Here is a 14,530-nt window from a genome sequence, read left to right on the forward strand (position 1 = left end):
TCATGAACTTACCTATTAATCCTGCAAATAACGCTGCAAAAAACGCTGCTGCGAACGCCACCGAATCGCAGGCCACCGAGTCGGCAAAAACCGGCATCGCTGCCCTGTGGCGTCCGGCGCTGGTGCAGGCGTTCGTCAAGCTCGACCCGCGTCAGCTCAAACGCTCACCGGTCATGCTGGTGGTGGAACTGACTGCCATTCTGACCACCGTACTGTGTGTGATCCCCAACCCGCAGGTGCCGACTTCGGTCTGCGTGCAGATTGCCCTGTGGTTGTGGTTCACCGTGCTGTTCGCCAACTTCGCCGAAGCGCTGGCCGAGGGCCGTGGCAAGGCCCGTGCCGATAGTCTCAAGGCGGGCAGCGAAGGGCTCAAGGCCCGTATCAGGGACGACAACGGCAGCCTGCGCATCATCAATGCCAGCGAGTTGCGCAAGGGCGATGTGGTGCGCGTCGAAATCGGCGAAATGATTCCCGGTGATGGCGAAGTCATCGAAGGCATCGCTGCGGTCAACGAGGCCGCGATTACCGGCGAATCCGCGCCAGTGATTCGCGAATCCGGCGGCGACCGCTCGGCCGTGACCGGCAACACCCGGCTGGTCTCGGACTGGCTGCTGATTCGCATCAGCGCCAACCCCGGCGAATCGACGCTGGACCGCATGATCGCGCTGGTCGAAGGTGCCAAACGGCAGAAAACCCCTAACGAGGTGGCGCTGGATATTCTGCTGATCGGCCTCACGCTGATCTTCCTGCTGGTGGTCATCACCTTGCAGCCATTCGCCCACTTCGCTGGTGGCAGCCTGCCGCTGGTGTTTCTGGTGGCGCTGCTGGTGACATTGATTCCGACCACCATTGGCGGCCTGCTGTCGGCCATCGGCATCGCCGGTATGGACCGCCTGGTGCGCCTCAATGTGATCGCCAAATCCGGTCGTGCCGTGGAAGCCGCGGGCGATGTACACGTACTGCTGCTGGACAAGACCGGCACCATCACCTTCGGCAACCGTCGTTGCGCTGCTGTGTATGCAGCGCCGGGCGTGACCCCGAAGGAACTGGGCGAGGGTGCTTTGCTGGCCTCGCTGGCCGACGATACGGCAGAAGGCAAATCCATCGTCGAGTTCCTGCGCAACCTGCACCCGATGAACGAGCCGACCCTGAGCTCGGTGACTGCCGTACCGTTCAGCGCTGACACACGTCTGTCCGGCGTTGATTACCAGGGCCACGTTTACCGCAAAGGCGCGGTGGATTCGCTGCTGGCCTTTATCGACATGCAGCGCAGCGAGCTGCCGCCGGTACTGGCCCGTGAGGTCGAAAAGATCGCCAAGACCGGCGGCACACCGTTACTGGTGTGTGCCAACGGGCGGCTATTGGGTGCGATTCATCTCAAGGACGTGGTCAAGCCGGGCATTCGCGAGCGTTTCGAAGAGCTGCGCAAACTGGGTATCCGTACCGTAATGGTCACCGGCGACAACCCGCTGACTGCCGCAGCGATTGCTGCGGAGGCCGGTGTCGACGACGTTCTGGCCGAAGCCACGCCGGAGAAAAAACTGGAGCGAATTCGCCAGGAGCAGGGCGAAGGGCGACTGGTGGCAATGTGTGGCGACGGTGCCAACGATGCACCTGCACTGGCCCAGGCAGACGTCGGCATGGCGATGAACGACGGCACCCAGGCCGCTCGCGAAGCGGCGAACATGGTTGACCTCGACAGCGACCCCACCAAGTTGCTGGACGTGGTGCAGATCGGCAAGGAGTTGCTGGTCACCCGCGGTGCGCTGACCACCTTTTCGATTGCCAACGACGTGGCCAAGTACTTCGCCGTACTGCCCGCGCTGTTTGCCTCGATCTACCCGCAACTGGGCGTGCTCAACGTCATGAAGCTGGCCAGCCCGCAGAGCGCGATTGTCTCGGCCATCGTGTTCAATGCGCTGATCATCGTCGTACTGATCCCGCTGGCCCTGCGTGGTGTGCGCGTTCAGGCGGCAAGCGCCGCTCACTTGCTGCGCCGCAACCTGCTGATCTATGGCCTGGGCGGCATCGTTGTGCCGTTTATCGGTATCAAGCTGATCGACATGCTGCTGGTCGCTCTGGGCCTTGTTTGAAGCCTGTGCTGCACGCCGGTCGGCGTGCAGCCTCACCTGATTGAGGATGTGCAGATGTCCAATGTATTGCGTCCGGCCTTGAGCCTGATCGTGTTGATGGGCCTGATCACCGGCGTGGCCTACCCACTGGTGGTCACCGGTGTTGCGCAAGTGGCGTTTCCGGCGCAGGCCAATGGCAGCCTGGTGTATGACGCATCAGGCAAGGTGCGCGGCTCGGCACTGATCGCCCAGTCGTTCACCGGTGATGAGTGGTTTCAGTCGCGCCCTTCGGCCGGCGCATTCGCGACCGTGGCCAGTGGCGCAAGTAACTTCGCGCCGAGCAACCCGGCGCTGGCGACACGCGTGAAAGAGGACGCCGCGAAACTGGCCAACGACTCGCAGGGGCCGGTGCCACTGGCCTTGCTGACCACCTCCGGCAGCGGACTCGACCCGCACCTGTCGCCTGAAGCGGTTGCCTGGCAGGCCGGTCGCGTTGCAGCGGCGCGCCAATTGCCGCTGGACAAAGTGCAGGCGCTGATTGAAGCCAATACCCAGCGTCCGCTGATTGGCCCGCCAGTGGTCAACGTATTGGCCTTGAATATGAGCCTGAATCAGTTACCGTCTGCACCGCGCAGCGCGCAGCTGTAACAAACGGCGCGGTGCCTGCAACAGATTAACTATGCTGACAGTAATAAAGAAAAGGCGGTAACCCACTTGAGTGATTCCGGTCGAGCTGATGCATTGCTGGCCCAGTTGCCCCGCGAAGGGCGCGGGCGGCTGAAGGTTTTCCTCGGCGCTGCGCCAGGCGTAGGCAAGACCTACGCAATGCTTCAGGCAGCCCACGCGCAGCTGCGTCAGGGCGTGAAGGTGCTGACGGGCGTGGTGGAAACCCATGGCCGCGCGGAAACCGAGGCGCTGCTCAACGGTCTGCCGCAACAGCCCTTGCTGCGCACTGATTATCGCGGCATGACCCTCGAAGAAATGGACCTCGACGCGCTGCTCAAGGCTGCGCCGAGCCTGGTACTGGTCGACGAACTGGCGCACACCAATGCGCCCGGCAGTCGACACGCGAAACGCTGGCAGGATATTCAGGAACTGCTCGCCGCCGGCATCGATGTGTATACCACCGTCAACGTCCAGCACCTGGAAAGTCTGAATGACCAGGTGCGCGGCATCACCGGCGTGCAGGTGCGCGAAACGCTGCCGGACTGGGTGTTGCAGGAAGCCTTTGATCTGGTGCTGATCGACCTGCCGCCTCGTGAACTGCTGGAGCGCCTGCGCGACGGCAAGGTCTACGTGCCGGAGCAGGCGCGCGCGGCCATCGACGCCTTTTTTACCCAGACCAACCTCACTGCGCTGCGCGAAATGGCCATGCAGACCGCAGCGGCGCAGGTCGATAACGATCTGGCGCAGGGCTACCGGCAGTTGGGTCAGTCCGCTCCGGCGGTGCGCGGGCGGATGCTGGTCGGCATTGATGGCGACATGCACGCCGAGCGTCTGGTGCGCCACGCCAGCCGGGTGGCCCAGCGTCGCCATCTGCCGTGGAGTGCGGTGCACGTCGACGACGGGCAGACGCTGGACGAGCAGTCCCGCGCGCGTCTGCAAAGCGCTCAACAACTGGCCGAGCGGCTCGGCGGCGAGGCGGTTTCGTTGCGCGCCGGGGAGGTCGCCCGAACGCTGGTGCAGCACGCCATCGAGCGGCGCGCCAGTGTGGTGCTGGTCGGCCAGTCGCGCCGGCACTGGCGGCGCAAAGTCTTCGGCGGTGGTGTTGCCGCGCGTTTGCTGCGCGAAGGGCACGGGCTGGAAATCTCGGTGCTTGACGACAGCGAAGAGCTGCCCGATCAACCGCCGCGCGCGCGCCCGGCTCGCGAAGTGGTGTGGTTCGATTACGGCCTGGCAGTCATCGCTACGCTGGTCGCCAGTCTGGTCGCCTGGGGAGTTGCAGGCGTGTTGGCGCTGCCTAATATTTCCTTGATCTTTCTCGCCGCGGTATTGCTGGTCGCTGTGCGCAGCAGCATGGGCCCGGCGCTGGCGTGTGCCGGGTTATCGTTCCTGGCGTATGACTTTCTGTTCATTCCGCCGAGTTTTTCGCTGAATATCCAGCGCGAAGAAGACGTGCTGACACTGCTGTTTTTCCTGCTGATGTCGGCCCTGACCGGCAAACTGGCGGCGCGCCAACGCAGGCAACTGCAAGCGCTGCGCGATACCCAGGAGCAAACCAGCGAACTGCTCGACCTGTCACGCAAGATGACCGCCGCCACTGACGGCAAAGCGGTGTTCAGCGCCGCCGAACAGCATTTTTCCGGCTGGAAGGAACTGCACCTGTGTCTGGTCGACCGCGACGCAGAGGGCGGCTGGGTGGTCGAAACCGGCGGCCCGCTGACTTTCTCTGAAGCCGAGCGTGCTGCCGCCGACTGGGCCTGGAAGCACGATCAACCCGCGGGCAGTGGCACTGGCACCTTGCCGTCTGGACGCTGGTGGTGGTGGCCGATCACCGCAGAAGAAGGGCCGTTGGCTCTATTGGGGGTCTGCGCGCGCGAAGGCCAGTCGTTCACCGCGCAGCATCGACGTCTGCTGGCCGCGCTCACCCAGCCACTGGCGCAGGCCCTGGCCCGTGCGCAATTGGCCCAAGAGCTTGAAGCCGCCCGTCTGCACGGCGAAACCGAGCAGCTGCGCAGCGCCTTGCTGGCTTCGGTGTCCCACGACCTGCGCACGCCGCTGACCTCGATGCGCGGCAGCATCGACAGCCTGCTGGCGTTGGGTGAAGCCATTCCACTGGAGGACCGCCGCGAGCTGCTGGAGGGCACTCGTGACGAAGCCGAGCGCCTGGACCGCTATATCCAGAACCTGCTGGACATGACGCGTCTGGGGCATGGCGCCCTGAAGCTCGCCCGCGACTGGGTGTCGCCCGCCGATATCGTCGGCAGCGCGCTGAACCGGCTGCGTGCCGTACTGGCGCCATTGCAGGTCAGCACCCAGGTGACCGGCGAGCTGCCGTTACTGTACGTCCACGCGGCGTTGATCGAGCAGGCGCTGGTCAACGTGCTGGAGAACGCCGCACGCTTTTCTCCCCTTGGCGGGCGCTTGCAGGTGGCGGCGGGCGTGGTTGACAGCGAGCTGTTCTTCTCGGTGAGTGACGAAGGGCCGGGTATCCCCGAGGACGAGCGGGCGAAAATCTTCGACATGTTTTACACCGCCGCACGCGGTGACCGTGGCGGGCAGGGTACCGGGCTAGGGTTGGCGATCTGTCAGGGCATGATCGGTGCGCATGGCGGGCGACTGACTGTCGAGGAAGGTATCGACGGGCTGGGCACGCGCATCACCCTGTTTCTGCCATTACAGGCGCAGCCGGACGCCGAAATGGAGGAGCCAGCTTGAGTCGATCATCGGTTACGCTAATGTCCATTGGCTGCATTGAAATGGCACGGTGATCATGAGTCAGACGGCAACTATTCTGGTGATCGACGACGAACCGCAGATTCGCAAATTCCTGCGTATCAGTCTCGCGTCCCAGGGCTACAAGGTACTGGAGGCCGCGACAGGCGCGGAGGGGCTGACCCAGGCAGCGCTGAACAAGCCGGACTTGCTGGTGCTCGACCTTGGGCTGCCGGACATGGACGGTCAGCAAGTGCTGAGCGAGTTTCGCGAGTGGTCGGCAGTGCCCGTGCTGGTGCTTTCAGTACGTGCCAGCGAGGCACAGAAAGTCCAGGCGCTGGACGCGGGGGCCAACGATTACGTGACCAAGCCGTTTGGCATTCAGGAGTTTCTGGCCAGGATCCGCGCATTGCTCAGGCAGGTGTCGGGCAACGACAAGCCCGAGTCTGCCTTGCGTTTCGGCCCTCTCACGGTGGATCTGGCCTACCGGCGCGTGCTGCTCGATGAGCAGGAAGTGGCGCTGACCCGCAAGGAATACGCGGTGCTGGCGCAACTGGCGCGGCATCCCGGACGTGTCATTACCCAGCAACAATTGCTCAAGGATATCTGGGGGCCTACGCACACCGAAGACAGTCACTATCTGCGTATCGTGGTGGGGCATTTGCGACAGAAGCTGGCGGACGATCCGACCGCTCCCCGATTCATCCTCACCGAGCCTGGAATAGGGTATCGTCTGCTGGCTGATCACTAGATGAAAAAAGCGAGCATAGCCCCGTGCTGCGGCACTTTTACTGCCCCGCACCGTCAAAGCCGCACACTCCCTGTTCACTCTTGAGGTAACACCCGCATGAAAGCCCTTATCTGTCTGCCATTGCTTGTTTTGGTTCTTGCAGGTTGTGCTGGCAAGACCGGATATCGCGACAGCTGTGCCACTCAGCTCGACGCTGCCTGGCATGAGCTTGATCTGGCCAAGGCTGAAGGCTTCGCCGGAACGGTCAGTTACTCCAAGGCCTTGTCGCTGCTGACGGGCGCCAAGACTCAGCAGCAGTTTGAAGCGTTTGAAGGCTGCACCGAAAAATCCGAAAAAGCCCGCTTCTATATCCGTGAGTCCCGCGCTGGCCGTTGATAAGTTGACGATTCCGGGGCATGGGAGCACTGGCTATCGCTCCCACGCTCCGCGTGGCAATGCATTTCGTGACGCCCTGCGTCAAACAGCGGTTCTGTCGCTTCAGTGATTTCTCCATCTGGCTCAAGGCACCTTTCCGCCCCTCGGCGAGTTACTTTGATGAAGCCAAAGTAACCAAAGCCTTTCGCTCCTGTTTCCGGCCCGACTTCGTCGGGTTCCTTCGCCCTGTCACTCATGTCGCACCCTGCGTCGTCAGTACCATCGTGGTCGAAAAGCGCTTTAGAGCAATTGGGCTAAAGGCACGGCTCGGGAACTGATGATTATCGTCCCCACGCTCCGCGTGCGGATGCCGTTCGTGACGCTCCGCGTCACAAATCTTCAGCCTGGCGAGACAGTAGGCCTAACCAACTCTGGCGAAACGGCCTACGCTCACTTTAAAGTGTTCGGACACTAGCATCGCTTGCAGTCCCACAGTCATGACGCAGTTGCCGGAAGGGGCTTTTGATGGGTAGAAAACTCGATGCGTGCCTGAGCGCGATCAATGAAGTGGTGCTGGGCAAGGAGGCGCAGGTACGGTTGGCGATGACGTGTCTGATCGGTGGCGGGCATTTGCTGATCGAGGACTTGCCGGGGATGGGCAAGACCACCCTGAGTCATGCGCTGGCGAAAATTCTCGGTCTGAGTTATCAGCGCATTCAGTTCACTTCTGACTTGCTGCCGGGTGACATCCTGGGGACTTCGGTATTTGATCGGGACAGTGGCCAGTTCACTTTTCACCCGGGGCCGATTTTCGCCGAGCTGGTGCTCGCCGACGAGATCAACCGCGCCACGCCCAAGAGCCAGAGCGCGTTGCTGGAAGCCATGGAAGAAGGGCAGGTGTCCATCGAAGGCGCGACGCGTCTGTTGCCCGATCCATTCTTTGTGATTGCGACTCAGAACCCGTTCAGTTCCGGCGGCACTTTTGCCTTGCCCGAGTCGCAACTGGACAGGTTCATGATGCGCATTTCCATGGGCTACCCGGCCAGAGCCGCAGAGAAAGCCTTGCTGCTGGGCGAGTCGCGCCGCGAACTGTTGCCGCGTCTGCAACCGATTCTGGATCACGCCCTGCTTGGTCAGCTTCAGGCGCAGGCGCGGCAGGTGCGCGCCAGTGACGCGCTGGTTGATTATGTCCTGCGACTGGTCGAGGCGACGCGCAGTCAGCCGCAGTTCGCCTACGGACTTTCACCCAGGGCGAGCCTGGCGGTTCTGGCTGCAGCACGGGCGTGGGCGATGTTGCTGGGGCGTGAGTATGTGATTCCCGAGGACGTGCAGGCGGTGCTGCCATCGGTGATCGGCCACCGCTTGCGTGAACGCAGCGATCCGACCGGGCATGGCGGCGGTGCGCTGGTGCAGTGGCTGTTGCGCGAGGTGCCCGCGCTTTGATCGAACCGCTCAAACCGCTCTGGCAACGCTGGCTGTCGAGGCGAATTCCTCCAGCGTCACGCATTACCCTCGACCACCGGCGCATTTTCATCATGCCGACACGCACCGGCATGATTTACGCGTTAGTGCTGGTGCTCATGCTGCTGGTAGCGATCAATTATCAGAACAGCCTGGCCTACGGGTTGACCTTTCTACTGCTGTCGATAGGCGTGCTGGCCATCCTGCACACCTACCGCAACGTCAGCGGTCTGATTCTGAGTGCAGGCGTGGCGCGTTCGGTATTCGTCGGCGAGCCGGTGCAATTGCGCCTGCGTCTGGAAAGTGCCGGTCAGGCTCACCATGCATTGGGGTTGGGTTGGAGCGCGACAGCGTTGCAGTCAGGCGACGTACTGCCCAGGGCGCTGACCGACCTGGAACTGACTCTGCCCGCCGAAAAGCGCGGCTGGCTGCACGCGCCGAGGCTGCGGATCGAGAGCGTGTTTCCGCTGGGCATCTTTCGCGCCTGGAGCTGGCTCGACCTGGAGCTGAGCGCCTTGATCTATCCTCGGCCATTGTCCGGAGCCATGCCGCTGCTCAAGGGCGTGCAACCGCATGCCGAGGACGATGGCCATGCCACTCAAGGGGCCGGCGTCGATGATTATCAGGGCCTGCGCAGCTACCAGCCGGGTGACAATCGCAGTCGTCTGCACTGGAAAGCGTATTCCCGCGGGCAGGGGCTGCTGATCAAGGATTTCACCGACCTCAGTGGTCATGACCTGTGCCTGGACTTCATGGCGCTGGGCGGGGGTATCGAGGAGCGTCTGTCGCGCCTGTGTTATTGGGTGCTGGAGCTGTCGCAGCGGCAGCAGCCGTTTGCCCTGCGGCTGCCGGGCTTTCTGTCGGCGGTGGACAGCGGTGATGCGCACCGCGAAGTCTGCCTGCGCGCCCTTGCGCTGTACGGCCATCGATCATGAACGCCAAGGTCAAGGCAGTTGCCGCCACGCCCATTCCGCGTGTCAGCCTTACCTGGCTGCTGGTAGCGCAGGCACTGGTGGTGTTGCCGTTCGCGTTGCATGTCCCGGTGTCGATCATGATCCTCTGGCTCGGTTGCACGGTGTGGCGCGTTCAGGCGTTCAGGATGCGCGTGCGATTGCCCGGCACCTGGGTCAAGTCCGGGTTGCTGGTAGGCACCGCAGGTGGCGTTTATCTGGCACGCGGCAGCCTGGTCGGGCTGGATGCAGGGGCTGCGTTACTGGTGGCCGCATTCGTTCTGAAAATGCTGGAAATGAACAATCGCCGTGACGCGCGCGTGCTGATTTTTCTCGGCTTCTTCTGCGTGGCGGTCGGCTATCTGTTTGAAGACAACCTGCTGTGGGCGCTCTTCAGTCTGCTGCCGGTCGGCGCACTGCTGGCAGCGCTGATCGGCCTGCAACACTCGGACCTGGCTAGCAGGTCGGCGGACACGCTCAAGCTGGCATTCAAGCTCATGGCGCAGGCACTGCCGTTGATGCTCCTGCTGTTTCTGTTCTTTCCGCGTCTGGACCCCCTCTGGTCGCTGCCGCAGCCGAGCAACAAAGGCGTCACCGGCCTCTCGGACAACATGGCACCCGGCGACATGGCGGAGCTGAGCAAATCGCCCGCGCTGGTGTTTCGCGCCAGTTTTGAAGGGCCGATCCCGGCGCGCAATCAGCTGTACTGGCGCGGTCTGACCCTTGAGCAGTTCGATGGGCGTCGCTGGTCGCAGTCGGCCCGCGCCCAGACCGTACAGATTGCGCAGTGGGAGAAGCGCGGTGAGCCGTTGGTTTACAGCGTTGTCATGGAAGCCAGCGGCCGGCCCTGGTTGCCGAGCCTCGACGTGGCAGAGACCACCTTGCCGGACGTGCGGCAGATGAGCGACTTCCGCCTGCAGCGCAGACGCCCCGTCGAGCAGTCGCTGCTGTACGCCGTCAACTCATGGCCGCAGAGTGTCCGTGATCCGCTGTCCAGCGAGCAGATCCAGCGTCAGGACCTGCAATTGCCTGCCAAGGGCAACGATCAGGCGCGGCAATGGGCCGATGAACTGCGCCGTCGCTACGCCACTCCTGACGCCATGGTCGCGGCGATGCTCGGTTACTTCAGCGATCAGCCGTTTCACTACACCCTCAAGCCGGTGCCACTGGGCAATGACAGCATCGATGAATTCCTGTTTGCCAGTCGTCAGGGTTTTTGCGCCCACTACGCCGGTGCCATGACCTTTGTCCTGCGCGCGGCGGGCATTCCGGCACGGGTGGTGGCCGGGTATCAGGGCGGCGAAGTGAACCCTGAAGGGCAGTACCTGACTGTCCGCCAGTTCGACGCGCATGCCTGGGTGGAATACTGGCAGCCGGGCGTGGGCTGGCGCAGCGTCGACCCGACTGCAGCCGTGGCGCCGCAACGTATCGAGCAAGGTCTGGAGCAGGCGCTGGCCGCGGACGAAGCGTTTCTGCAGGATTCGCCCTATTCAGCGTTGCGCTACCGCAACGTGCCTTGGGTCAACGCCCTGCGCCTCAGTTGGGATAACCTTAATTACGGCTGGCAGCGCTGGGTGCTGGGCTATCAGGGACAACAGCAGTTACAAATTCTTGGTCGCTGGTTTTCAGGGTTCCAGGCGCCGGCTTTTATCCTGGGGACCCTGTTTTCACTGGGCCTGGTGGCGTTATGGCTGTTCAAACCCTGGCAACGCGAAAGCGACTCGCAACTGCGCGTGTTCAACGCCTTTGAACGCTTGCTCGCCCGCCATGGTCTGCGTCGTATGCCGGGTGAAGGCGCTGACGCATTCTGCCGCAGGGCGGTGCTCAATTTTCCGCAGCATGCCGAGGCCATTGAAGGTTTCATCCGCGAATTTCAGGCGCAGCGCTACGCTGGGCGGCTGGCCTCGGCAAGCCGCTTGAGGCAGGCACTGAGTACACTGCGCCGTGGTCTGCCATGGAGGTTGTCAGCCGTCAGGGACAGGCATTCATGAATCAGTATGTCGAAGGGGAATTGCATGTCTTCAATGGTGGATCATCTAGTCGCCGAAGTGCTGGCGCTGGATGTCAAATTGCTCGCGTGTCAGGCACGTCTTGCTGTTTCGACTGACAGCGAAGCGCTGCACGATTTACGTACCACGGTGCGTCGTCTGCGCAGCGTACTGCGGCCCCTGCGGGAAAATCCGAGTGCGGCAGAGCTGGAAGAGGCGGCCAAGGCGGTCGGCCAACTGACCACGCCGCTGCGTGACATGCAGGTGCTCGCCGGGTTTCTTGAAGAGCAGGGTTTGAACGAGGCCGCGTTTACACGCAACCGCTACCTGGAAACCTCCTGCCCAAAGGTCGCCAGCTCGCCCGAGCTGACCCGTCTGCTCAAGCTGATTGACCGGTTCCCGGAAATGCTGCGCCTGCAGCAGCGCCAGGGCATGTTGCGGGGGCTGCGCAAGACCATTGAAAAACGCATGGACAAGCAATGGCACAAGCTGCGTGTGGCCATCGCCGAGCCGGGGCACGATCGGCATGACCTTCGCTTGCTGATCAAGCGCGTGCGATACGCTGCTGAAGCCTATCCACAACTCAGCCACCAGCCCAAAAATATGCGCGCCCGGCTCAAATCCGCACAAGGCGAACTGGGCGACTGGCACGATCATCTGCAATGGCTGGCGCAGGCTGCGGAGCAGCCCGATCTGGCACCCTGCGTGCCGGGCTGGCAAATAGGCATAGTCCGTGCCGAACGCAAGGCCGAAGCGTCGCTGAAACGCTTGGCCAAGGCCTGCTTCTGATCCGGTAATTTGTCGTGAGGCAAGTCATTCAGGCCGCAAAAATGGCCATTATGCGGCCTGTCGTCAACTAAGAGGATGGTTATCATCCATCCCCTTGTGTGTTGACGTGTGGAGTGAGCATGACCTTTTCCGAACTGATCGATGCGCTGCGTCGTGATCCGCGCTCTGTCACGATCCCTGCCGAATGGTCGCAGGGGCGTGCCTGCTTTGGCGGGCTGATGGCTGCGCTGACCTACGAAGCGATGCGTGCAGAGGTGCCCGAAGGGCGGCCGGTTCGCTCGCTGGCAATTACCTTTGTCGGGCCGGCCGCCCCCGGAGTGCCAATTGCTTTCGAGGTCGACATCCTGCGCCATGGCAAAGCAGTCAGTCAGGTGCTTGGACGCGCCATGCAGAACGGTCAAGTGATGACCCTGATACAAGGCAGCTTCGGTGCCCCTCGGGAATCAATGATCACCTTTGCCGCAGAGGCCGCGCCGCTCCTCAAACCGGTGGAAGAATGCCCGGACCTGCCTTTCGCCAGCGGCGTGATGCCTGATTACCTACGTTTCATGGATATCCGCTGGGCGTTGGGCGGCATGCCGTTCAGCAATACCCCATCACCGGCGATTGGCGGCTACGTGCGCTTTCGCGATGAACCGCACGCCACGCCCATGAGCGAAGCGCACATTCTGGCCCTGGTGGACACCTGGCCGCCTGCGGTGTTGCCGCACCTGGACAAGCCGGCACCCGGCAGTTCACTGACCTGGACTATTGAGTTCGTCCAGCCCCAACCGTCGCTCGATACCCAGCAGTGGTGCAGCTACCGCGCAGTCATCGAGCATGCCCGCGATGGCTATGGTCATACCGCCGCGGCATTGTGGAGCCCCGACGGCGAGCTGATCGCAATCAGTCGCCAGACGGTCACCGTGTTTGGCTGACCGGTATCCTCATCAAGGTTTGCGAGCAGCCCGCGCGGCGTCCTGGCGCTGGAAAGCCAGCGCCGCCACCAGGCCGATAACGCCGATGGCAACCGATGAAAGGCTTTCGGAAAACAGGCCGTTGAGGATCAGCAGGGCCGCCAGAATGAACAGCGGTACGGCGATCAGGTACAGGGCCAGACTGGTCGAGTGCTCCTGACTGTCGTTGCTGTCACGCCATTGATTCAACTGCAGATCGGAAAGTGGCTTGTTCATGATGCGGTCCTCTTCAGGTAACGCGTAAAGCGTCGTTCAATGCCTGAAGGGTAGGCCCGCGCGCAGGTGGCTGACGAGTCAAGCCTGTCTATCGCGGTGATAGCCTGTTACAGCTTGAGCTGGCCTATGGCGGCATTCAGTTCGCCTGCCAGCGTGGCCAGTTCGTCACTGGTGCTGGCGGAGTCAACCGTCTGGATCACCGTGCGTTCGGTAACATCGCGGATACTCACCACCGCACGGTTCATCTCCTCGGCGACCTGGCTCTGCTGCTGGGCAGCGACGGCGATCTGCGTGTTGCTTTCGCGCATCTGGGCCACGGCACCGGCAATCGCCGCCAGTGCATCACCGGCTTCCCGGGCCTGCTGCACGCACTCATCGGCCTTGTACGAGCTTTCCTGCATGAAATCCACGGCATCGCGGGTGCCGCTTTGCAGGGTCGAGACCATCGTGGTGATTTCATCGGTGGAGGTCTGCACCCGCTTCGCCAGATTGCGTACCTCGTCGGCGACCACGGCAAAGCCCCGACCCATTTCCCCGGCGCGTGCGGCCTCGATGGCTGCGTTGAGGGCGAGCAGGTTGGTCTGCTCGGCAATGCTGTGGATGACGTTGACCACACTGTTGATCTTCTGACTGTCTTCGGCCATGCGCTGGATCATTTCCGCCGTTTGCTGCACGCCGCTGGAAAGCCCCGCGATGGACACCTGCACGCGGTCGACCACCACCTTGCCGCTGCCTGCCAGCGCGTCAGCCGTCTGCGACTGATCACGGGTGGCCGTAGCGTGCTGGGCAATGTGATGGACAGTGGCAGTCATCTCGTTGATGGCCGTCGCCACCTGATCGGTTTCGCTTTGCTGGCCGAGCATGCCCAGGCGCACCTCCTTCATGCCCGCCGCCAGATGCGCGGCGCCCTGATCGAGGCGGCCAGCAGTTTGCGAAACGGTGTTGACCACTCGCTGATAACCGGCCTGCATGGCATTGAAAGCCTTGGCCATCTGCCCGACCTCATCGTCACTGCGGTTGGGAACACGGGCAGCCAGGTCACCGCTTTTTTCCACGTGCAGCATCACATCCTTGAGCGCGTTGAGCTGGCTGAGCAGAAAGCGGATCAGCAGTTGCGAGGCACAGAGCATCAATAACATCAGCACGAAAACCGCAATCGCGTAATGCGTGAAGCGATCCAGCAGGATCTGCATGAAGGTCGGGGTGAATGCCAGTAGCGCAATCCGTTGTTCGGCGCCGCGGGTGATGATCTGCGCACCGCTCAGCCATCGATCGCCGGCGGGTTTTTCCAGCGCAACCCAGTCGCGGGCGTCAGCCAGTTCCGGCAGCGCAAGGCTATCGAAAACCGGTGTCTGGCCCTGGCGGTAAGTCAGCAATGCATCGCTGGAGGGCAGCGCTGCGTCGACCGGCCAGGCGGCCAGCAGGCGCGCCTGTGCTTGTGCTGCCTGGCGCGACGCATCCGTGCGCGCCTGTTGCTCCGTTTGCATGGCGTACAGCACCAGCAACAGTGTTGTGACGAAAGCGACCGCGTTGACGGCCCAGAACTTATATTTCAGTGACAGGTTGGCAAGCCATGAGCCCATGAGTGGTCTTCTTCGGTAATCGGTGAGGTGGCAGC

At 62.5% G+C, this 14,530-nt stretch carries 12 protein-coding genes; 10 read left to right on the top strand and 2 right to left on the bottom strand.

All coding sequences use genetic code 11. The annotated features are described in order from the left end of the window. Positions 1-14 precede the first annotated feature (14 nt). The 10 genes from kdpB (at position 15) to BLR20_RS01230 (ending at position 12,657) form a co-directional block, all read left to right on the top strand. Entirely contained in the window at positions 15-2,093 is a 2,079-nt protein-coding gene (gene kdpB, locus BLR20_RS01180; RefSeq protein WP_412778633.1) for a potassium-transporting ATPase subunit KdpB, read from the top strand. A gap of 54 nt (positions 2,094-2,147) precedes the next feature. Then, complete coding sequence (kdpC, locus tag BLR20_RS01185) at positions 2,148-2,720, top strand: potassium-transporting ATPase subunit KdpC (RefSeq protein ID WP_054993936.1); 573 nt, start codon at positions 2,148-2,150, stop codon at positions 2,718-2,720. A 66-nt stretch (positions 2,721-2,786) separates the two neighbouring features. After that, on the top strand, positions 2,787-5,450 hold the full coding sequence (locus BLR20_RS01190; protein WP_054993935.1) for a sensor histidine kinase: 2,664 nt from the start codon (positions 2,787-2,789) through the stop codon (positions 5,448-5,450). 55 nt (positions 5,451-5,505) lie between these two features. Next, positions 5,506-6,198, top strand: coding sequence for a response regulator (locus tag BLR20_RS01195; protein WP_032614516.1), 693 nt, complete (start codon positions 5,506-5,508; stop codon positions 6,196-6,198). A gap of 96 nt (positions 6,199-6,294) precedes the next feature. Next, a complete protein-coding gene (locus BLR20_RS01200; RefSeq protein ID WP_003316607.1) occupies positions 6,295-6,573 on the top strand; it encodes a lipoprotein in 279 nt (92 codons plus the stop codon). Positions 6,574-7,077: 504 nt separating this feature from the next. Next, the gene (locus tag BLR20_RS01210; protein ID WP_010440612.1) at positions 7,078-7,995 is read left to right on the top strand and encodes an AAA family ATPase; all 918 of its coding nucleotides are present in this window, start codon (positions 7,078-7,080) and stop codon (positions 7,993-7,995) included. Further along, a complete protein-coding gene (locus BLR20_RS01215) occupies positions 7,965-8,948 on the top strand; it encodes a DUF58 domain-containing protein (protein ID WP_074594291.1) in 984 nt (327 codons plus the stop codon). Before BLR20_RS01210 ends, BLR20_RS01215 begins: the two co-directional genes overlap by 31 nt. Then, a complete protein-coding gene (locus BLR20_RS01220; RefSeq protein ID WP_054993933.1) occupies positions 8,945-10,954 on the top strand; it encodes a transglutaminase TgpA family protein in 2,010 nt (669 codons plus the stop codon). The genes BLR20_RS01215 and BLR20_RS01220 overlap by 4 nt, the downstream gene beginning before the upstream one ends. A gap of 24 nt (positions 10,955-10,978) precedes the next feature. Next, positions 10,979-11,740 (top strand): CHAD domain-containing protein, encoded by a 762-nt coding sequence (locus BLR20_RS01225; protein ID WP_074594294.1) that lies wholly within the window; start codon positions 10,979-10,981, stop codon positions 11,738-11,740. A gap of 119 nt (positions 11,741-11,859) precedes the next feature. Continuing rightward, on the top strand, positions 11,860-12,657 hold the full coding sequence (locus tag BLR20_RS01230) for an acyl-CoA thioesterase (RefSeq protein ID WP_032614523.1): 798 nt from the start codon (positions 11,860-11,862) through the stop codon (positions 12,655-12,657). A 12-nt stretch (positions 12,658-12,669) separates the two neighbouring features. On the opposite strand, the gene BLR20_RS01235 is transcribed toward BLR20_RS01230, so the two are convergent. Together BLR20_RS01235 and BLR20_RS01240 are read right to left on the bottom strand one after the other, a co-directional pair. After that, positions 12,670-12,912, bottom strand: a complete 243-nt coding sequence (locus BLR20_RS01235; protein WP_010440619.1) for a hypothetical protein — start codon at positions 12,910-12,912, stop codon at positions 12,670-12,672. Between the two features lie 107 nt (positions 12,913-13,019). Beyond that, positions 13,020-14,495 (bottom strand): methyl-accepting chemotaxis protein, encoded by a 1,476-nt coding sequence (locus BLR20_RS01240; protein ID WP_010440620.1) that lies wholly within the window; start codon positions 14,493-14,495, stop codon positions 13,020-13,022. Between the last annotated feature and the right edge of the window lie 35 nt (positions 14,496-14,530).

It is taken from the genome of Pseudomonas congelans, assembly GCF_900103225.1.
GTDB classification, from domain to species: Bacteria; Pseudomonadota; Gammaproteobacteria; order Pseudomonadales; family Pseudomonadaceae; genus Aquipseudomonas; species Aquipseudomonas congelans.

Excerpts from the sequence above, each read along its gene's own strand:
- BLR20_RS01240 (WP_010440620.1), bottom strand. The coding sequence starts at position 14,495 with ATGGGCTCATGGCTTGCCAACCTGTCACTGAAATATAAGTTCTGGGCC.
- BLR20_RS01235 (WP_010440619.1), bottom strand. The coding sequence starts at position 12,912 with ATGAACAAGCCACTTTCCGATCTGCAGTTGAATCAATGGCGTGACAGC.
- BLR20_RS01210 (WP_010440612.1), top strand. The coding sequence starts at position 7,078 with ATGGGTAGAAAACTCGATGCGTGCCTGAGCGCGATCAATGAAGTGGTG.
- BLR20_RS01200 (WP_003316607.1), top strand. The coding sequence starts at position 6,295 with ATGAAAGCCCTTATCTGTCTGCCATTGCTTGTTTTGGTTCTTGCAGGT.
- BLR20_RS01230 (WP_032614523.1), top strand. The coding sequence starts at position 11,860 with ATGACCTTTTCCGAACTGATCGATGCGCTGCGTCGTGATCCGCGCTCT.
- kdpC (WP_054993936.1), top strand. The coding sequence starts at position 2,148 with ATGTCCAATGTATTGCGTCCGGCCTTGAGCCTGATCGTGTTGATGGGC.
- BLR20_RS01225 (WP_074594294.1), top strand. The coding sequence starts at position 10,979 with ATGTCTTCAATGGTGGATCATCTAGTCGCCGAAGTGCTGGCGCTGGAT.
- BLR20_RS01195 (WP_032614516.1), top strand. The coding sequence starts at position 5,506 with ATGAGTCAGACGGCAACTATTCTGGTGATCGACGACGAACCGCAGATT.
- BLR20_RS01220 (WP_054993933.1), top strand. The coding sequence starts at position 8,945 with ATGAACGCCAAGGTCAAGGCAGTTGCCGCCACGCCCATTCCGCGTGTC.